At 62.6% G+C, this 19,818-nt stretch carries 17 protein-coding genes; 5 read left to right on the top strand and 12 right to left on the bottom strand.

Annotated features, from left to right (window positions below):
- Window position 1 precedes the first annotated feature (1 nt).
- Genes AACY31_RS12200 through AACY31_RS12215 form a run of 4 tightly spaced genes read right to left on the bottom strand, consistent with a single transcriptional unit; the run spans window position 2 to window position 7,709 of the window.
- On the bottom strand, window positions 2–4,570 hold the full coding sequence (locus tag AACY31_RS12200) for an alpha-2-macroglobulin family protein (RefSeq protein ID WP_339504536.1): 4,569 nt from the start codon (window positions 4,568–4,570) through the stop codon (window positions 2–4).
- Complete coding sequence (locus AACY31_RS12205; protein ID WP_445261537.1) at window positions 4,567–5,226, bottom strand: DUF1175 domain-containing protein; 660 nt, start codon at window positions 5,224–5,226, stop codon at window positions 4,567–4,569. Before AACY31_RS12205 ends, AACY31_RS12200 begins: the two co-directional genes overlap by 4 nt.
- Complete coding sequence (locus AACY31_RS12210; RefSeq protein ID WP_339481542.1) at window positions 5,211–6,920, bottom strand: DUF2138 domain-containing protein; 1,710 nt, start codon at window positions 6,918–6,920, stop codon at window positions 5,211–5,213. The genes AACY31_RS12205 and AACY31_RS12210 overlap by 16 nt, the downstream gene beginning before the upstream one ends.
- A 30-nt stretch (window positions 6,921–6,950) precedes the next feature.
- Window positions 6,951–7,709: a YfaP family protein gene (locus AACY31_RS12215; RefSeq protein ID WP_339491728.1), complete on the bottom strand. Its 759-nt coding sequence runs from the start codon at window positions 7,707–7,709 to the stop codon at window positions 6,951–6,953.
- A gap of 300 nt (window positions 7,710–8,009) precedes the next feature.
- On the opposite strand from AACY31_RS12215, the gene AACY31_RS12220 reads away from it, so the two are divergent.
- The 5 genes from AACY31_RS12220 to AACY31_RS12240 all read left to right on the top strand — a co-directional run bounded on the left by AACY31_RS12220 (window position 8,010) and on the right by AACY31_RS12240 (window position 14,554).
- Window positions 8,010–9,146 (top strand): Fic family protein, encoded by a 1,137-nt coding sequence (locus AACY31_RS12220; RefSeq protein WP_024617555.1) that lies wholly within the window; start codon window positions 8,010–8,012, stop codon window positions 9,144–9,146.
- Between the two features lie 248 nt (window positions 9,147–9,394).
- Window positions 9,395–9,637, top strand: a complete 243-nt coding sequence (locus AACY31_RS12225) for an exodeoxyribonuclease VII small subunit (protein ID WP_003185917.1) — start codon at window positions 9,395–9,397, stop codon at window positions 9,635–9,637.
- Window positions 9,634–10,521 (top strand): (2E,6E)-farnesyl diphosphate synthase, encoded by an 888-nt coding sequence (ispA, locus tag AACY31_RS12230; protein ID WP_339481539.1) that lies wholly within the window; start codon window positions 9,634–9,636, stop codon window positions 10,519–10,521. The genes AACY31_RS12225 and ispA overlap by 4 nt, the downstream gene beginning before the upstream one ends.
- 115 nt (window positions 10,522–10,636) lie before the next feature.
- Complete coding sequence (gene dxs, locus AACY31_RS12235; RefSeq protein ID WP_339504526.1) at window positions 10,637–12,535, top strand: 1-deoxy-D-xylulose-5-phosphate synthase; 1,899 nt, start codon at window positions 10,637–10,639, stop codon at window positions 12,533–12,535.
- Between the two features lie 138 nt (window positions 12,536–12,673).
- Complete coding sequence (locus AACY31_RS12240; RefSeq protein ID WP_339504527.1) at window positions 12,674–14,554, top strand: TonB-dependent receptor domain-containing protein; 1,881 nt, start codon at window positions 12,674–12,676, stop codon at window positions 14,552–14,554.
- A gap of 52 nt (window positions 14,555–14,606) precedes the next feature.
- On the opposite strand, the gene AACY31_RS12245 is transcribed toward AACY31_RS12240, so the two are convergent.
- The 8 genes from AACY31_RS12245 to ribH form a co-directional block, all read right to left on the bottom strand.
- A complete protein-coding gene (locus AACY31_RS12245) occupies window positions 14,607–15,392 on the bottom strand; it encodes a cobalamin-binding protein (RefSeq protein ID WP_445261538.1) in 786 nt (261 codons plus the stop codon).
- The gene (locus AACY31_RS12250; protein ID WP_339481534.1) at window positions 15,392–15,811 is read right to left on the bottom strand and encodes an MFS transporter; all 420 of its coding nucleotides are present in this window, start codon (window positions 15,809–15,811) and stop codon (window positions 15,392–15,394) included. Before AACY31_RS12250 ends, AACY31_RS12245 begins: the two co-directional genes overlap by 1 nt.
- Window positions 15,808–16,425, bottom strand: coding sequence for a GTP cyclohydrolase II (gene ribA, locus AACY31_RS12255; protein WP_339491706.1), 618 nt, complete (start codon window positions 16,423–16,425; stop codon window positions 15,808–15,810). Before ribA ends, AACY31_RS12250 begins: the two co-directional genes overlap by 4 nt.
- A 109-nt stretch (window positions 16,426–16,534) precedes the next feature.
- A complete protein-coding gene (locus tag AACY31_RS12260; RefSeq protein WP_339491707.1) occupies window positions 16,535–17,293 on the bottom strand; it encodes a substrate-binding periplasmic protein in 759 nt (252 codons plus the stop codon).
- Window positions 17,294–17,304: 11 nt separating this feature from the next.
- Window positions 17,305–17,808: a phosphatidylglycerophosphatase A family protein gene (locus AACY31_RS12265; protein WP_339491708.1), complete on the bottom strand. Its 504-nt coding sequence runs from the start codon at window positions 17,806–17,808 to the stop codon at window positions 17,305–17,307.
- A complete protein-coding gene (gene thiL / locus AACY31_RS12270; RefSeq protein WP_339481528.1) occupies window positions 17,805–18,770 on the bottom strand; it encodes a thiamine-phosphate kinase in 966 nt (321 codons plus the stop codon). The genes AACY31_RS12265 and thiL overlap by 4 nt, the downstream gene beginning before the upstream one ends.
- Window positions 18,771–18,790: 20 nt before the next feature.
- Entirely contained in the window at window positions 18,791–19,291 is a 501-nt protein-coding gene (gene nusB, locus AACY31_RS12275) for a transcription antitermination factor NusB (RefSeq protein WP_003185935.1), read from the bottom strand.
- Window positions 19,288–19,764 (bottom strand): 6,7-dimethyl-8-ribityllumazine synthase, encoded by a 477-nt coding sequence (ribH, locus tag AACY31_RS12280; RefSeq protein ID WP_003206025.1) that lies wholly within the window; start codon window positions 19,762–19,764, stop codon window positions 19,288–19,290. Before ribH ends, nusB begins: the two co-directional genes overlap by 4 nt.
- Between the last annotated feature and the right edge of the window lie 54 nt (window positions 19,765–19,818).

Raw genomic sequence — 19,818 nt, forward strand, 5'->3', positions numbered from 1 at the left:
ATCAGTTGACCGTGACCTGACCGAGCGCCGGTTTCTGTTCCCGCGCCTGATGTTGCGGCGCATAGACCTGGGTGAAACGCACCGGTGGCAAGGTGAACTGGCCCTTCTGGGAGAAGCGTACCAAGTGCCGCAGGCGCAGCTCGCCACTGAGGGCATCCACCGGCACCGCATAAGCCATCTGCCCCGGCTCGAAGCGTGCTTTTTCCAGGGAAGTCGGCTCGCTGCCGGCCTTGCCCTGCAACTGGATGCCCCAGGTGGTGCGTTCCACGTCGGCGCCTGGCGGCAGCGGCACTTCAAGCATGCCGTAGCGCAGCGGCGTCGGGGCCTTGCTGTTGATGATCACTTCATCCAGGTAAAGGCTGTCGCTGGACAATGGTTTGTTGCCCACGGCTTCGAGCTTGAAGGTGAAAGCCTCGTCACCCGGCACCAGACGCGACAGACGACGGGTGATGGACACGGCCATCGGCGCTACCGGCGGTTGCTGGCTCTGGAAACTCAGTGCCGCTTGCAATGGACGCTCCTGGGCGCCAGTCAGGGTCAACATCGTTGGAAGCTGCGCGCCCTGCCACTGCCAGTAGGTTTCACCGGTCGCGCCCTGCTTGGCTGCCCAGCCTTCGCCCGGCGCCAGGGCTACGGCCGGCGCCGCCTGTTCGATGCTGCGCTGCAACCAGGTCAAAGCCAGGGCCCGCTCCAGGGTGGACTGCTGCGGCAACACGCGCTCCAGCAATGCAGTGGCGCGAGCCTGATCAAAGCTCTGCAACGACAACACCAGGGCCTCGACGAACGGCTGCGAGCTGAGTTCCAGCTGCTGTTGCGCTGCATCGGCTTGAAGGCTGAAGGCCGCCGGCAACGGCACCTTGGCCTGTTTCGCCAGGGATGCGGTCAGGACACGGGCGCTGGCCAGGCCAAGGGCAGAATCCGGCGCATACATGACCAGGCTGTCTTCGCCGCTGTCCAGCACGCTCTCGGTGCTGCCTTCACTGGCTTTCGCCAGATCATCCATCAAACCGCTGAGCAAGGTGTTCACCGGCAGCTGCATCTGCTTGGCGAACGACAGGATCAGCGCCCGTTGCAGCAGTGGCGTATCACCGGCCTGCTTGGCGTAGACCTCTAGCACCCGCTGCCAGTGCTCCGGCGGCAGGCTCAGGTCCAAGGCCTTGCTGGCGTGCCAGTCGGCGTAATAGGCATAGGCGGTGAGGAAGGCATCCGGCTCACCGTCCTGGCCCCACCAGGTGAAGCTCGCCGAGGGGCCGGCCATCTGCACCAAGCGCAAGCGGCTGTTTTGCATGATCAGCCGTAAGCGGTCGCGGATCTTCGGGTTCGATGCCAGGGTCGGATAGGCAATGCTCAACGGCAACAGACGACTGGCGGTCTGCTCGACGCCACCGTATGGGTAGCTCAGCAGGTCATCCAGGGCCGAACGAAACAACGCTTGCGGGCTGTCATCCAGACGCAAGCGAATATCGCTGGCGTCGGCCGGCAGGGTCAGCGGGGTGTCGCCGCTCGTCACATCAAGGCGCTGGTTCTGGGTGACTTGCCAGCCGTTGCCGCTGGCGTTCAAGCGCAGGGCCAGGGCGTCCTGGGTTTCGCCGTTCAATTGCAACTGCACGTTCAAGTCGCCGCTGCTCAGTTCCAAGGCCGGCAACGCCACGTAGTTGATGCCGTTTTTCAGGTCCACCACCATGCGCTGCTCAGCGCCGGCGTAGCGGATCAGCAGCTCGCTCTTCAGCGGTTTTTCAGACTGGCTGAAGGCGAACAGGCCCAGTTGCGGCTTGTCGCCCGTGCGGAAACGGGTCGGGCCGCTCCACTTCAGGTACAGCGGTTTTTCCGAGGCGATGAACTGCTTCTTCTGGCCCACCTGGCCGTCGTCGGCAATCGCCTTGGCCGTGATGCGCCAGCGGGTCAGGGAGTCCGGCATCTTGAAGGTGAAGCGGGCCTTGCCGCTGGCATCGCTGACCAGCTCCGGCTGCCAGGCAGCGGTGTCGACGTCTTCACGGCGCGGCCGTTCCAGCACCTTGACCCCGCGTTCACTACGATTGGCCTTGCCCGGCGCGCCAGGGCTGCCTGGCAGCGCCACGTCGTAGCTGATGAACGACAGGCTGGCACTGGTGCGCACGTTGTTGCGACGCGGGTGATAGAAGAACTGATCGATGGTCGGGGCCACTTCCGGTTGCAGGGCGTAGATCATTTCGTCCACCACGCTGACCGTCAGGTGCGCCGGGATCGCCTTGCCGGCGAACTGGGTGCTCAGGTCCACGGTCACCGTGTCGCCCGGGCGGTAGGTGGCTTTGTCGGTGACGACAGCAACATCGATCTGCGGTGTGATCACCTTGATGCCAGCGTTCTGGAAGCTGTACTGGCCGCCCTTGGTGTACAGCACCGAGAAGGTCAGGTTGGGCGCAAAGTTATCCTTCACGACAATGCGCGCGCGGTATTGGGTGTCGCTGAGCTTTTCCAGCTTCAGCCAGTCGCCGCCCTTGGACAGCAGCGCCGTGGCCTCGACTTTGTCCCGCTCAAGCGACAGCAGCGCATCGCTGACCGGCTCCGGGAAGGTGATCAGCGCCAGCGCTTCGTCACCGGTCTTGTATTCAGGCTTGTCGAAGACAATCTCGACAGTGCCCGGCACGGCCTTGATGCCTTCACCGGTCACCGCATGGGCGGCGGCGCCAATGGCCCGGCCGTGGTCATCCTTGAGCGTCAGGTTGTAGGTGCCGGGACGCTCGAAGGTCAGGCTGAAGCCCTTGTCCTTGGCGGCCAGCTTGCCTTCTCCGGTGCTCTGGTCTTCCAGGCGCACCCAGGCGTAGCTGCCTGGCGTCACGGCTTTGGCTTGTTCGTTGCCGCCTTCATTGGCGTAGCTGAACGACACCTTCTGGCCGGCGGCGCTGAACCGTTGGGGAGCACTCAGGCGGAAATTCGCCGCGCCACGGTCGATGAGGATTTCCTTGGTGGTCTTGACCCGATACGCCGCGCCATCGCTGGCGAACACGGTGAGCGTGTAGCGGCTCGGCTTGTCGGCGGCCGGCAGGTCGAGGGTCGCGTTGCCCTTGGCATCGGTGGTCACTTCGCTGCTGGTCAGCTCGACCGGGAATTGCCCCAGGTATTGCAGCTCGTTATCGACCATCGACAGTTGCTGGGCGCGCAGACTTAGGCTCACCGTGGCATTCACCACAGGTTTGCCGTCCGGGTACAGCAGCACAAGGTTACCCTTGACCGGCTCGCCGGTGCGGTAATCCTGCTTGGCCAGGTTCAGGGCGATCTCGAAGTGCGGCTTGATGTATTCGGCGACACGGAAGGCGCTGCTGTAGAGCTGGTCCTTGTAGCTGAAGCGCAGTTCATAGCCGCCGGCCACGGCGTTCTCCGGCAATTGGAAACGGCCTTGGGTGCCGGCTTTGGAATCGAACTTCAGGGCCAGGGTTTGCAGTTCGGTGCCGGTGGCGTCCAGCACGCTGACATTGACGTCGGCGGCAGTCGGTTGCACCGAATCACGGGCATTCTTGAACTCACGACCGACGATTTTCAGCGAGACCCAATCCCCCGGCCGGTACAGCGGCCGGTCGGTGAACGCATAGAGCTTGGTGTCGTAGATTTCGCTGTCGTAGTAGAAGTTCTCCGAGACGAATACCCCGCCCTCCTCGTCTTCACCGATGACGAACGAACGCTCCGGGCTGACGTGCTTGAGACGCAGCAGGCCGTCTTCATCGGTGGCACCGCTGCTCATTACGCCCAGGCCGTCGGTCCACAGCACGTTGACCTTGGGCACCGAACGCCCTTCATGCTTGCGTGCCGCCCAGACCAGCAATTCATCGCCGGCAATCTTGCTCACGGCCACGGTGTTGGAGACGAAGACCATGGTCGTTGCGCGGTATTTGCCGATCAGCGCTTCCACCAGGTACAGGCCTGGCTTCAACTGGCCCAACGGCACATAGACGTTGCCCGGCGCGACGTTGACAAACTGACTGGACGAACCCGCCAGGTTGACCCCGGCCGGCGGCTGGATCGGCTTGGCCTGCCACAACGGGTAGCGGAACTGGCTGACCACCGGCAAACCGGGGATCAAGGAAAATTGCGCTGGAGCGTCGTACGGTGTTGGCGCGACCAGGGCATTGCCAATCTTCAGTTCCGGCACTTCTTCGGTGACCTGCTGGCGCGACTCGTAGGAGAACGCCCGCTGCATCACGCGACGGGATTTTCGATACCAGTTGTCCCACAGGTACGCGAGGGTGTTGGACAGGCCTTCGCCCTTGAACTGGCCATCGCTGACCACGCGGTGCAGGTTCTTCTGGCGCTTGAGGAAATCCAGCGGTTTGTCGATGCGATAGACGCGGATATCGGCGCCCCCATAGGGCTCCATGCGGAACCGACGGTAGTCGCGGCCCGGCGCTTCGAGGCGGACCATGGCCTGTTCGTCGCTGGCAAAGCTGCTGTCGGCCAGCAGGAAGAAGCTTTCACCGGACACCGGCGTGTAGCCGCTGGGTTCCACCGTATCTTCGGCATTTACGACAGGTGCCAGCAACAAGGCAAACAGCAGGGGCAATTTTGAACACAAGCGCAGCATGCGGGCACCGGTCATTGGGAGAGAAAGTTGAGTCGATAGACGCCGATGAAGTTGGGGTTGGCTGCGTCGGGTATCCATCGGGTGTCCTTCCAGTTCATAAGTTGTTGCAGGCTTGCGGAGCGCATGCCGTTGTCGGTAGGGGTTGTGGTGCCGGTGTGATAGGCGATGTAGCGGCCCATCCAGATCATCAGGTGCTGGTCGTCACCCTGATCGAAGAACATCAGGTCGCCGGGGCGGGCCTGGGTGACATCCCGGCCCACCAGACGGCTATTGAACTGGATCAGCTTGATCGCGTTGACGTAGGGCCCGACCTTGCCGCCGCCCTGCTGCCACTGCTGGGCGAGGCGCCGTTGCGCATCGCTGAGCGGCAGTTCCGGCGGCAGGTAGCGATTGGACAGACCATTGCTGCGCAGCCATTTTTCATCGTGGACCTTCAGCGCTTCGTTGGCGGCAAAGCGCACCAGCCCGGCGCAGTCCTGCTGATACCAGCGCGGGCTCGGGCCTTTGCTCAGCTGTTCCTGGGCGATGCGCACGAACCAGGCGCGAAAGACCTTGGATTGCTGCACATCCAATGCCGGCGCCTCGCCGGCAAACGCAGGCCCGCCGAGCAGTAATGCCAGCAGCAGCATCAATGCGGGGTTGCGGATCAGTGCTGTCACAGCGCTTTCCATTCCAGCGGCAGCCACTGCCAGTGGCCGTCCGGCTCGCTGCCTTCAGGCAAGGTCAGGGCGTATTTGCCGTAGCCGCCAAGGGTGCGCAGTTTCGGGATCAGGTAGGTTTGCGCGGCGTTGTAGAACACCGGTTCCATGTCCTGGGGCAAGCTGTCGAGGGTTTCGCGCTGCATCAACTGCGCCATGGACTCCGGGCCGAAGTAGACCGGCATCAGCAGGTCCTTGGGCACCACGTCGGCCATGGGGGGGAAGCGTTTGTCGAGGGTACCGAGGGCCTTGTCCACCAGTTTGTCATCAAGGGAGAACAGCAAGGTCGAACCGTGGCGCGCCAGGCTCACCCGCAGGAACGCCTTGCCGGTAATCGCCTCGGGTTGCTCAGCGTCCTTGGCCAGGTAGGGGCCGAAATTGGAGCTGACCTGACGCAGCCACTGGTGCGTCGAGCCTGCTTGTTTCTCGACAACCGGGAATGCATGGTCGGCGACGTTGTTTTCATAGGCGCCGACCATCGAACCGAACAGGTTGCCCAGGTCGGCGTCGAGCTTGCCGTCGTCGTCATTCAGGCTCGCCACCAGCAGCGGGGTGTACAGGCGCGAATCGGCGTACCAGCACAGACCCGCGGCGCCGGCCACATGGTCGACCATGGCCTGGGCGGTTTTTTCGTCGGCACCCAGTTTTACCAGCAAGGGTTTGTGCTGCTCGGCGGCCAGGGGCAAGGCCACACAGGCACTGGCGCCCATGGGCATGGCTTGCCAGATCGGCTTGACGTCGAAGTCCGGCTGGTTTTCCTGCTCGTCCATCGCCAGGAAGCTGTGCCAGCCGTTGTCGTCCATGTCGAAACGCAAGCCGGCGAAGTTCGGGATGAAACGCTGGTAGCCCATGGCGAGCACGCTGGCGTTGACCGAGATGCGCTGCTTGACCTCTGGCGCCTTGGGCGGCAGGCCGAAGGCTTCGGGGAACAGTTTTTCACCGGCCAGCAGTGCTTCGAGGGCCTGGGTCGAGACCATGCCGGGTTCATCGGTAGGGCCATTGCCTGGGTCGTAGAGTTTGGTCGGGTTGGAGAGCACGACCAGCTTGTCGCCATGGGAGGCGAAGACCAGGGATTTACTGGCGTTATAACTGAGCTGGTAGAGCCCAACTTCATCGCCGCCAACCTTCAGGTCACCGAGCTTGCTCAACTGGGTGTCGTCCAAGGCGACTTTCGCCAACGGTTCCAGGACCTTGGCCAGACCACCGCGATCCATCACCAGCAGGAAATCCTTGAGGCGACCGTCCGCACCGCGCCACAGCGCGACATCGGCCGGCTGGTCGAAAAGTTCTTCGATCAGGCTGTCCTGCAGCTTGAGCTCGTGCTCGTAGATGATCCGGCGCAGGCTGCCGATCAGCCCGAGACGGTCAGCATGGGCCTCGTAATAGAAGACGAAGTCCTCGGTGAGCGTGGCCTTGAGGAATGGGACTGCCAACAGGTCCTTGGGCAACTGGCTCAGGGAGTGGGCCTCGAGCAAGCCGTCGGGACGGCTCACGCCGAGTTTTTCCAACGCCAACTCCATGGGCGGCGCCTTGGGCTTGTTCATAAACCAGCCCAACCCGGCGGCGACACCTGCGACCAGGCACAGCCCGATCAGTATCACCGGCCAGCGGCGTACAGGTTTGGCGACAGGTGTCGGCGTGGTCGAGGAAGCAGTGTTGTCGCTCATATTCACAAGGGCCTGTTCATCCGTGGAGCGTTAGTAGTTGAAAGTCTTTACCAGCAACAGATCGCCAATGGCGCGCAGGGGCACGACAAAGGTCTCGCGTTTTTCATCGACCGTGTTTTCGTTGAGCACCAGGTTGATCTGCGAGGCGATCACCTCGTTCTGGTTGCTGGCCTCATCGAAGTTGTAGCCGCCGTTGCCGTAGTTGCCCCAATAGTTCACGTAAACCAGGTAAGTGCCGTGCATCGGCGCGGTCATGGTGAACATTTCAGGGCCGGGGCCATCGACGCCATCCGGATCGAGACCGCCGCCGTTGCTCAGCGCCGGCTGGCCGAAGAACGCATGTTGGCCGTCGGGCGTGACGATATGCAGATCGAGTTCGGCTTTCGGATCGTCCCAGCCCAGCACCACGCGGATCTGCGCCGGGGTGCGCAGGTTGTTGGCTTCATAGAATTGCACGCGCTTGAGGGACTGGCCTTCAGAACTGCGTACCTCGACGCTGTTGGAGCCGGCGCCGAACGCATACGGCCGGGCGAAACGCCCCTCGTCGTCGGTATAGAGATTCAGTGGATTGCCGTTGACCGCCAGGCTGTGGGGCTGGCGAGCCGTGCCCATGGCCTTGAGCCGGCCCTCGATCATCGTACGGTTGCGCTGCACGCCCCGGTCGATGGGCGGTGTGGGATAGGCGACTTGCGGGTTTTCGGTGCGGTCGAGCAAGCCGCTATAACGCCAGCCGCCCACTGGCTCCGACATCTCGGCAGAAGGCTGCGCCCACGCCAACGGCGCGGCCATTAGCACGATCAATAAAGAAAGAAAACGCACGTATGCCTCCTGCCATGCATGACGCAACCCGGCGCCAATCCTCAGCGCTGCTTGTCATTATTCGGGTTTCGTCTGAAGGCCCCGTCGCAAGGGGGCCGTAGATGGCGCGAAGAGTATCGATTTGACGGTTTTTTCACAATCGGGGAACGCGCGATTCTGTGTGGGAAATCACGTACTGAGGGGGGGCGCGAGCCGAATAGAGGGCTTATTCGGCTCACAAGATGAGCCGAATAGCGCTATTATTCGGCTCATTCATCTTTGGACAGGCGCATGACACCCCATTGGATCTGGCAACAGCCCGACTGGCCCGACTTCCGCTGGCAAGCTGAAGCATTGGCACCCCTGCTACGCGAATGCGTGCAGACACAAGGTCAATTGCTCGGCATGACGGGCGCGGTCACGGCTTCGCTCAGTGCCCAGAACGAACTGGATGCCTTGCTGCAAAACATCGTGACCTCTTCGGCTATCGAAGGAGAACAATTGAATGTCGGCTCGGTGCGCTCGTCCCTCGCTCGCCGCCTGGGCCTCGAGCACGTCGACGACACGCCGGTCAGCCAACGCAGCGAAGGCTTGGCGAACCTGTTGCTGGACGCGACCCGGCACTTCAACCAGCCCCTGACGGTCGAACGCTTGCTGGAATGGCACGAGTGGTTGTTTCCTGATCAAACAAGCGATCTTGCCTATCGACAGATCCGCGTAGGCGCGCTGCGCGGTGACGAACCGATGCAAGTGGTTTCGGGCAGGCTGGACCGACCTATCGTTCACTTCGAGGCGCCGCCTCGCCAGGGCCTTGAACAGCAATTGCAAACGTTCGTCGACTGGTTCGAAGCCAGTCGCCATCAGGCCAGCCTCGATCCGCTACTGCGTGCCGGCATTGCTCATTTCTGGTTTGTTACCCTGCATCCATTCGACGATGGCAATGGTCGCCTGACCCGCACCCTGACCGATTTGGCATTGGCCCAGGGTGAGGCTCAGGCGATCCGTTTCTACGCCATGTCCGTGAGCATCCTGGACGACCGCGCCGGTTATTACCGAATCCTGGAAAACAGCCAGAAAGCCACGCTGGATATCACCGGCTGGCTGACTTGGTTCCTGCAGACACTGTTGCGCAGCCTGCATAAAGCGATGACACAGATCGAAAGCGTGCTGGGCAAGACCCGATTCTGGCAGGCCCATCGCGCTTCGGCACTCACGCCTGAACAGTCCAAAGTGCTGAACCGGTTGCTCGATGGCGGCGAAAAAGGCTTCGGGCAGGGGATCAGCGCCGCTCAATATCAAGCCGTGGCCAAGGTCTCCAAGGCGACAGCAACGCGACACCTGGCGGAACTGCTGGAGAAAGGTTGCCTGGAGCGGATGCCCGGCGGCGGGCGCAGCACCCGTTACCGAATCAACTATCCCGCTGATTGAGATCATTTGTGGCGAGGGGATTTATCCCCGCTGGGTTGCGAAGCGACCCCAAAGCTGAGGACTCAATCCAGCTGACACTCCGAGGTGTCAGCTTTTAGGGCTGCTTCGCAACCCAGCGGGGATAAATCCCCTCGCCACAGGTTCCGACATCCTTGCTGATCGGGGTGACGCCCGGCGGTCCTGATTTGCCCGAACCCCCCATGTCTGCTAGTGTCGCGCCGGTTTAACAGTCAACCGGAATAGCCGCCATGGCCCGTAAAAAAGCTGCACTGGATTTCGAACAATCTCTGGCCGACCTGCAAACGCTGGTCGAACGCCTGGAGAACGGCGAACTGTCGCTGGAAGACTCGCTGACCGCCTTCGAGCAGGGTATCGGCTTGACTCGCGATTGCCAGGCGGCGCTGGCCCAGGCCGAGCAGAAAGTGCAATTGCTGCTCGAACGTGACGGTGAGCTGACCGAAGAGCCTTTCGACGCGGAACAGCCTGAATGATCGGCGCCTATCAGGCCAGCAGCCAGGCCCGGGTCAACGCTGCATTGGATAGCTTGTTCAGCGCCCCGAGCCCGGAACTGGCGCGCCTGTACGAAGCCATGCGCTACAGCGTGATGAACGGCGGCAAGCGTGTGCGGCCGCTGTTGGCCTACGCCGCGTGCGAAGCCTTGGGCGGCCGGGCCGAGCAGGCCAACGGCGCCGCCTGTGCGGTGGAACTGATCCATGCGTATTCGCTGGTGCACGACGATTTACCGGCCATGGACGACGACGACCTGCGTCGCGGCCAGCCCACCACCCACAAGCAATTCGACGAAGCCTGCGCGATCCTGGCCGGCGACGGCTTGCAGAGCCTGGCCTTCAGCGCCCTGCTGGACCCGGCCCTGAGCGATTGCCCGGCCCAGGTTCGCCTGGACATGGTCAGCGCCCTGGCGCTGGCGGCAGGCCCTGCCGGAATGGTCGGCGGCCAGGCCATCGATTTGGGCTCAGTGGGCCTGAAGCTGGACCAGAGCGCCCTGGAATACATGCACCGGCACAAGACCGGCGCCTTGATCGAGGCCAGCGTCCGGCTCGGTGCCCTGGCCAGCGGCCGCGCCACGCCCGCCCAGTTGCAAGCCTTGCAGACCTACGCCCGGGCTATCGGCCTGGCGTTCCAGGTGCAGGACGACATCCTCGACGTCGAAAGCGATACCCAGACCCTGGGCAAACGCCAGGGCGCCGACATCGCCCGCGACAAGCCGACCTACCCGGCCCTGCTCGGCCTCGACGCCGCCAAGGCCTATGCACTGGAGTTGCGCGACCAGGCCCTGGCCGCGCTGCGACCCTTTGACGCGGCGGCCGAACCGTTGCGCGACTTGGCGCGATATATCGTCGAACGACGCAACTGATACAAGCTCACCCCTTTCATAAGTGCGTATCGGCCAAGTTCCGGCCAACGCGTGGGCAGCTTGCGATCCATAAGGTAAACTGCCGCCTCTTTCTATACCTATAACGATTCGCCTGATGCCCACGACGTTTCAAGAGATTCCCCGCAAGCGCCCGACCACGCCCCTGCTGGACCGCGCCAACACGCCGGCCGGCCTGCGTCGCCTGGGTGAAGCCGAGCTGGAAACCCTGGCCGATGAGTTGCGCCTGGAGTTGCTCTACACGGTCGGCCAGACCGGTGGGCACTTCGGCGCGGGCCTGGGCGTCATCGAACTGACGATCGCGTTGCATTACGTGTTCGACACCCCGGACGACCGGCTGGTCTGGGACGTTGGGCACCAGGCCTACCCGCACAAGATCCTCACCGGCCGTCGCGAGCGCATGGGCACGCTGCGTCAGAAGGACGGTATCGCCGCCTTCCCGCGTCGCTCCGAGAGCGAATACGACACCTTTGGCGTCGGCCACTCCAGCACCTCCATCAGCGCCGCCCTGGGCATGGCGATTGCCGCCCGCCTGCAAAACAGCGAGCGCAAGGCCATTGCCGTGATCGGCGACGGCGCACTGACGGCGGGCATGGCCTTCGAGGCGCTGAACCACGCGCCGGAAGTCGACGCCAACATGCTGGTGATCCTCAACGACAACGACATGTCGATCTCGCGCAATGTCGGCGGGTTGTCCAACTACCTGGCAAAGATCCTCTCCAGCCGCACCTACGCCAGCATGCGCGAAGGCAGCAAGAAAGTGCTGTCGCGCCTGCCCGGGGCCTGGGAAATCGCCCGCCGCACCGAAGAATACGCCAAGGGCATGCTGGTCCCTGGCACGCTGTTCGAAGAACTGGGCTGGAACTACATCGGCCCGATCGACGGCCACGACCTGCCCACGCTGATCGCCACCCTGCGCAACATGCGCGATCTCAAGGGCCCGCAGTTCCTGCACGTGGTCACCAAAAAAGGCAAAGGCTTCGCCCCGGCGGAAGTCGACCCGATCGGCTACCACGCCATCACCAAGCTCGAACCCCTGGACGCTCCGGCGGCCGCACCGAAAAAGGCCGGTGGACCGAAGTACTCCGGCGTCTTCGGCCAATGGCTGTGCGACATGGCCGCCGCCGACCCACGCCTGGTGGGCATCACCCCGGCAATGAAGGAAGGCTCGGACCTGGTGGCCTTCAGCGAACGCTACCCGCAACGCTATTTCGACGTGGCAATTGCCGAGCAGCACGCTGTGACCCTCGCCGCCGGTATGGCCTGTGAAGGCGCCAAGCCGGTGGTGGCGATCTATTCGACGTTCTTGCAACGGGCCTACGACCAACTGATTCATGACGTGGCCGTACAGAACCTCGACGTGCTGTTCGCCATCGACCGCGCCGGCCTGGTGGGCGAAGACGGCCCGACCCACGCCGGCAGCTTCGACCTGTCTTTCCTGCGCTGCATCCCCGGCATGCTGGTGATGACCCCGAGTGATGAAAACGAGCTGCGCAAGATGCTCACCACCGGCCACCTGTTCAATGGCCCGGCAGCGGTGCGCTACCCGCGTGGTAGCGGCCCGAACGCGACGATCTCGACCGACCTCGAACCCATCGAGATCGGCAAGGGCGTGATCCGCCGCCAGGGCAAACAAACCGCCCTGCTGGTGTTCGGCGTGCAACTGGCCGAGGCCTTGAAAGTCGCCGATACCCTGGACGCCACCGTGGTGGACATGCGTTTCGTCAAACCCCTGGACGAAGCCTTGGTGCGCGAAATGGCCAACAGTCATGACCTGCTGGTGACCATTGAGGAAAACGCCATCATGGGCGGTGCCGGCGCGGCGGTCAGCGAATTCCTGGCGCGAGAGAGCATACTCAAGTCCGTGCTGCACCAGGGCTTGCCGGACCTCTACGTCGAACACGCCAAGCCGGCGCAGATGCTGGCCGAATGCGGGCTGGACGAAGTGGGGATCGAAGCGGCGGTGCGCCAGCGGTTGCAGCTGTTGGGGCTGTAAGTTCAGCCAACACAAGCCCCTGTGGGAGCTTGCTCGCGATAGCGGTAGATCCGTCAATATTCCATTGGCTGACACACTGCTATCGCGAGCAAGCTCGCCCACACCGGTTATGTGTGAATCAAGCATGATTGGACCCCCATGAAACTGCGCCTCGCCCTCGCCCTCTCCCTGCTACCCGCCCCCGACCTGCTGGCCGACACCTTCGAGCGCGACCAGGCCCTGAAGTTGCCCGACATCGTGATCAGCGCCAACCGCCAGATCGAGGCCCGCAACGACAGCAGCGCCGCCAATACCGTGTTCACCCGCGACGACATCGATCGCTTGCAGGCGGCCAGTGTCACTGACTTGCTCAGCCGCGTGCCAGGCGTGCAGGTGGCACCGCTGGGTGGGCGCGGCAGCCTGCCGGGGATTTACATTCGCGGCACTAAATCGGCCCAGAGCCTAGTGCTGGTGGACGGCCAGCGCATCGCCAGTGCCAGCTCCGGCGACAGCAACCTGCAGCGCCTGAACATCAACCAGATCGAGCGCGTGGAAGTACTGCGCGGTTCGCGCTCGGTGATCTACGGTGCCGATGCGGTGGGTGGCATCATTCAGATTTTCACCCGTCGCGGCAACGAGCAAGGCCTGCAACCGCGCCTGCATGTGGGTGTCGGCAGCCATCAGACCCGGGAACGCAGCCTGAGCCTGTCCGGCGGCGACGACCAGACCCGCTTCAACCTCGGCGCCAGCCTCGACGAAAGCGCCGCAAGCAATCGGACCCACGAGTCCTACGCCAGCGACCGCGACGACGATGCCAACCGCAACCAGTCTTTCAGCCTGAGCTTGAGCCATGCGGCCAGCGATGACCTGGAAGTCGGCCTGAACCTGCTGGATAACCGCGGCAAAAGCGAATACGACAACCCGTTCGGCCGCTTTGACCCGGCCACCTTCAAATCCTTGCCCCAGCAACCCTACAGCGAGTTTGCGGTGAGTAGCTTCAGCGCCTATGTGGACGGGCGAATAAACGAAGCCTGGAAGTCACGCCTGGAACTTGGCCACAGCGAGAACCGTGAAAAAACCTTCGACAAGCTCAGCGACGTCCGCGACGTGTTTAACACCTACCGCGATTCCGTGACCTGGCAGAACGACGTGACGCTGGACGAGCGCAACAGTCTGATCGTCGGTGGCGACGGGTATCAGGACCGGATCAACAGCAGTACGCCGTTCGACGAAGACAGCCGCTGGAATCGTGCCGCGTTCATCCAGCACCGCTTCCAGGCCGAAACGTTCTCCACCGAACTGGGCCTGCGTCGCGACCAGAATCAGCAGTTTGGCGGCCAGAACAGTTGGAGCGGCACCCTCACCCTGCCGATCAATCCGGACAACGACCTGTTGCTGACCTACAGCGAAAGCTTCCGCGCGCCGACCTTCAACGACCTGTACTACCCGGACTTCAGCAACCCCGACCTGAAACCCGAGACGGCAAAAAGCTACGAACTGCAATGGCGCAGCCAACTGAGCGAGAGCGCCCGCCTGGAGACCTCGCTGTACCGAACGGACCTGGAAGACGCGATCATCTTTGGCAGCAACTCACGCCCGCAGAACGTTGCCTCGGCGCGGATCAACGGTTTTGAGACGGCCTACCAGCAGGATGTGTTCGGCTGGCAGGGCAACCTGGGCCTGGCCATCATCGACCCACGCGACCGCGACAGCGGCCACACCCTGGCGCGCCGCGCCCGGCGGACCTTGAGCCTGGACCTGGACCGGCAATTCGACCGCTTGGGCCTGGGCGTCACCTGGCAAGCGGTGTGTGGCAGCTACGACGATGAAAACAATCGCAACCCCCTGGGCGGCTATGCCCTGCTCGGGTTGCGCGGCAATTGGGCGCTGACCCGGGAGGTTAAGCTGGAGATGAAGGTGGATAACCTGTTGGACAAGGCTTACAGCCGGGCACTGTATAGCCATGAGGGTCAGCAGTATGGGTATCGGGAAGAAGGTCGGGCGTGGTTGCTTGGGGTGACTTGGACGCCCTCTCTCTGATCCAGAATCTGTAGCGCCTGGACTGGCCTGCTCGCGAATCAGGCACCGCGGTCTACCGGTCTGGCGCAATCAACTCACACAACCGGGCCGTCGCCTCGACCATCTGCCCACTGGGCCGCTCCAACCCCTTGTCATTGACCAGCAACAATCGCCCCTGTGCCACCGGCCAGGTTTTCCAGGCGTCGAGTTGCGCCTGTTCCGTGGCGAGGATGACCTGCGGATTGCGTTGCAACACCGCTTCCACGCTCACCTGCGGAGCTGGCACGCTCAGGTCGGCAAAGACGTTGTAAGCCCCGCACACCGCCAGCGCATCACTGATGATCTGCCCGCCCCCGACGGTGTACAGCGGCCGGTCCCAGACTTGGTAGAACACCGGCAACGGCGGGTCCCGTCGATAGCGCTGGCGTAACGCCTCAAGTCGCACACGCAACTGCGCCGCCTGTTGGGCACCCCGTTCCGGACGGCCGAGCTGCATGGCAATGTTTTCAATTTGTGTGATGAGGTGGTCGAAGCTACGGGGCTCAGCGGCATAAATGGGGATGCCCAAGCCCTTGAGCTGCTCGCGCTGGGCCGGGCCGACACTGCCCGGCCAGAGCAGGAGCAGGTCGGGCTTGAGGCTGAGCAAGCGCTCCATGTCCAGTTGGCCGTAACGCCCTACGGAAGGCAGGTTTTTAAGGATTGGGGGACGATCACCGCCATCCAGCACGCCCACCAAGAGGTCGGCAGAGCCCAGTTCAACGACGATTTCCGACAACGACGGCGCGAGGCTGACAACCCGCGAAGCCGCCATCGTCGAGGCGCTGACGGCCAGCAGCAAGACCGCCAGCCAGCGGCTCATCAGCCGAGTTGGCGCGGGATGCGGTACAGGTAGAACAACACGGCGGTCGACAAAGCCAGCAGCATCAACGGCACCGCTTCCAGGCCCACGAACACCGCCAGGGCACCGACCCAGGCCGGTAGCCCAGCCACCAGGAAAGCGGCGCGGCGACGGGCCGCCAGATCGATCCAGGCCTGGGGTTCTTCGGGTGTATCGAGGGCTTTCTGAGTGGCGATCAGGGCCTGTTTATACGACCCGAAGAATCGCAGGCTGACAAACATCGACGCCACGCCGGCTATGAACAACGGCATCGCCAGCACCGGGAGAATCGCTTCGCCCTCGCCGAACACCGCATTGATCACAAACAGTGGCAGCAAGGCCAGGGCCAGGTATTTCCACCAACTGACGGACAGCCGCCGCCGGACTTGACCGCGCGTCACGCCCGGTCAACCTCGCCTTGGTGCTCGTTACCCATCATGTGGTCGAGCTTGCTGGCCTTGGTCGCCAGGTAGAGTTTGTTGTGGGGGTTGTGACCGGTGTGCAGCGGCACACGCTCGGCCACCACGATGCCCATGTCGGTCAATGCCTTGACCTTGCGCGGATTATTGGTCATCAGCCGCAGGGACTTGATACCCAGGTGTTCGAGCATCGGCAAGCAAATGCTGTAGTCACGCAGGTCGGCCGCAAAGCCCAGGCGTTCGTTGGCCTCTACGGTATCGGCGCCGCCATCTTGCAGTTCATAGGCGCGGATCTTGTTCAACAAGCCGATGCCACGTCCTTCCTGGCGCAGGTACAGCAACACACCACGGCCTTCACGGGCAATGGCCTGCAACGCGGCCTCGAGTTGCGAACCGCAATCGCAGCGTTGGCTGAACAGGGCATCGCCCGTCAGGCATTCGGAATGCAGGCGGCCCAGTACCGGCGTACCGTCGGCGAAATCACCCAGGCTCAGCACGACGTGCTCACGGCCGGTGGCTTCATCGAGAAAACCATGCATGGTGAATTGCGCAAAGGGCGTTGGCAGCTTGGAAGCGGCAACAAAAACGACAGGCACCGGTGTGCTCCTGATCTAGTACTGAAGTTTCGCAGAGGCAGGCATTGTAACAGCACGACCCGACAGACGCTTAGGCTCAATTAGCGCTAATGATCATCGATAAGTTTGATCAAGGCTTCGGTGGCTTGCCGTGCTCGTCGAAAGGATAGGGTTGCTTCCAGCGCTCGAAAATCGGTTTCAACGCGCCGCTCTTCACCAGTACTTCCATGCGCCGGTCGAACAGCGCACGCAACACACGCCCATTTTCGTTGTTGGCGAAGCCCAGGTACAGCGGCAAATTGATCAGCGGCGAAAGTTTGAATTGCTTGGGATCGTCGGCCTTGGCGAGCACATCCCGGATTTCCATCGACGCATCGATATAAAAATCGGCACGATCATGGGCCAGCATCGGCAAGATACCCACGGCGCGGTGAATTTCATTGAAACGCCGGATGTTGGGCAGGTAGTTGTTATATTCGTACCCGCGCATCCACACCAGTCGATAGCTGCCAATCGTCGCCAGCGTCGGTGACGGCTTGGAGGCCAGCCCCAGGGCATAGATGTGATCGACATCGTAGTACCAATGCGGGTAAAGCAGCCCTTCGGTTTCATCGCGATAGGCGCCGACCTGTGCGTCCACCTCCCCACGTTGCACCAACCCGATCGAGCGGGTGTAGGGCACGCTGCGGATCTCCAGCTTGACGCCTTCAGGCTCGAATACCGCGCGCAAAATGTCCCAGCCCATGCCCTGGCCATCGGTCTGGGTGTAATCGACCCACTCTTCGCTGGCCGCACGGATCTTGTCAGGCAGCGGCGTTGACTCGCCCCCCCTTGCCCCCACACAGGCTCCTAAACACAGCAACAGCAGTAGTGCGCGGCTTACGCCCATGCCTGACTCCCTCAGGTGAAACACCACACCAATCCTTGCATTGTCAGCCAGGCGAAAACCCCGGCCAACACATCATCGAGCATGATACCGACACCGCCATGTACATGCTGGTCGATCCAGCGGATCGGCCAAGGCTTGAGGATATCGAAGAAACGGAACGCCAGAAAACCCACCAGCAACCAATACCAGCCTTCCGGTACCAGCCACAGGGTGATCCACATGCCGACCATTTCGTCCCAGACGATACCTTCATGATCGTGCACCCGAAGGTCGTCCGCCACTTTGCCACACAGCCAGAAGCCAAACAGCATGGTGATGCCCAGCATCAGCCAATAGCCCCAGTCCGGCAACATCTGCCACAACGGTATGAAGGGTAGCGCAACCAGCGAGCCCCAGGTGCCCGGGGCTTTAGGCAAAGTCCCCGAACCGAAGCCAAATGCCAGGAAATGCCAGGGATTGCGCCAGACCGAAGGTGGAACGAACTCTGCCGGAACCTGGTTGGGATGATCTGTCACGGTGTCTCCCGAAAATGTTGATAGCCCCGCACTGGCGGGGTGATGTTGTGCCCGACGCTGTCGACCAGCGTGACGCCTTGCCCGGCCAGTACGCTGCCGATCACGTGGATCGGCCAGCCTGCGACCTGCAACGCCGACAGTCGGCTCGGTGGCACGGCGAACAACAGCACGTAATCGTCACCGCCGCTCAGGGCGACCTGCGCCGCATCCGTCTCGCCAAGAAACGCTACCAGAGTGTTGGACAATGGCAGTCGGTCCCGTTCAACCTGCAAAGCCACCCCAGACGCCAGGGCGATGTGCCCGCAATCGGCCAGCAGGCCATCGGAAATATCCATCGCCGCGCTGGCCTTGCCCCGCAACGCCAAGCCCAGATCGATCTGCGGACGTGGCGACCAATAATGGGCCAGCAACGGTTCGGCAATCGCAGGTTCGGCGCTGCGCTGGCCGAGCACCAGCGGCAATGCGCCGGCGGCATTGCCCAGCTCACCGCCGACACACAGCAGGTCGCCGGGGCGTGCGCCGCCACGGGTCAGGGCCTGGCCGGAGGGCACGCGGCCGAACACGGCCATGGTCAGGCTCAGGGGGCCACGCGTGGTGTCCCCCCCCACCAGCGCCACGCCACAGGCCTGGGCCATCTGGTTCAAACCGCAGGCATAGGCTTGCAGCCAATCGGTGGTCACCGCCGGCAAGGTCAGGGCAAGGGTAAAGGCCAAAGGGTTGGCGCCCATAGCGGCCAGGTCACTGACCGCCACGGCCAGCGAGCGCTGGCCGAGCAGGAACGGGTCGCAAGGGTCTGGAAAATGCACACCGGCCACAAGCGTGTCGGTGGACACCGCCAGCTGTTCCCCGGGAGGAACGGCCAGCAAGGCGCAGTCGTCGCCGATCCCCAGCGCAACGCCCTCGCGGCCCTGCGCGCAAGGCGCGGCGGCGAAGTAGTTACGGATCAACTCAAACTCACCCATTAAGTGTCCTGTCTCACCAATCAGCGCTTGAACGCCTTCACTTCCGCTTCACGCAGACGCGGGGCGAGCTTGTCGAGCACACCGTTGACGAACTTGTGGCCATCGGTGGAACCGAAGACTTTCGCCAGCTCGATCCCTTCGTTGATCACTACGCGGTACGGCACGTCGACGCGCTTGAGCAGCTCCCAGGTGGACAGGCGCAGCACCGCCAGTTCAACCGGATCCAGCTCTTCGATGGTCAGGTCCAGGCAAGGCGTGAGTGCGGTGTCGATTTCAGTCTTGAACTGCGGGACCCCGTGCAGGATCTCGCGGAAGTAAGCACCGTCCACATCACTGAAATCGTTGTCGACCCGAAACTGTGCTTCGATCTCGTTCAGCGATTGCTTGGCCATGTGCCATTGGTACAGCGCCTGGGTCGCGAGCTGACGGGCTTCGCGGCGCTTGACGCTTTTCGACGGCTTGCCGGCATCCGCAGGCTTTGGATCGCGCGGGTTGAAACGATCGCTTTCGTCGCTAATCACTTGGCCTCCAACTGCGCCAGCAGGCTTACCATTTCCAGGGCGGACAGGGCAGCTTCGGCACCTTTGTTACCGGCCTTGGTGCCGGAACGTTCGATGGCTTGCTCGATGGAGTCAACGGTCAGTACGCCGAAAGCAACTGGCACGCCGAATTCCATGGACACTTGGGCCAGGCCCTTGGTGCATTCGCCGGCCACGTATTCGAAGTGCGGAGTACCGCCACGAATGACCGCGCCCAGGGCGATGATCGCCGCATATTCGCCCTTTTGAGCGACTTTTTGCGCAACCAGCGGAATTTCGAAGGCGCCAGGGGCACGGATGATGGTGATGTCGCTTTCGCTCACGCCATGGCGAACCAGGGCATCGACCGCACCGCCAACCAGGCTCTCGACCACGAAACTGTTGAAACGGCCTACTACCAGAGCGTAGCGGCCTTTGGGGGCGATGAAGGTACCTTCGATGGTCTTCAGGGTCATTCGTCAGATCTCTTAAAGAGCCAGAGCGCGTTCTATAACGCGCTCCTCAGTGAT

This window comes from Pseudomonas sp. RL_105y_Pfl2_101 (assembly GCF_963970585.1).
In the GTDB taxonomy this organism is placed as follows: domain Bacteria; phylum Pseudomonadota; class Gammaproteobacteria; order Pseudomonadales; family Pseudomonadaceae; genus Aquipseudomonas.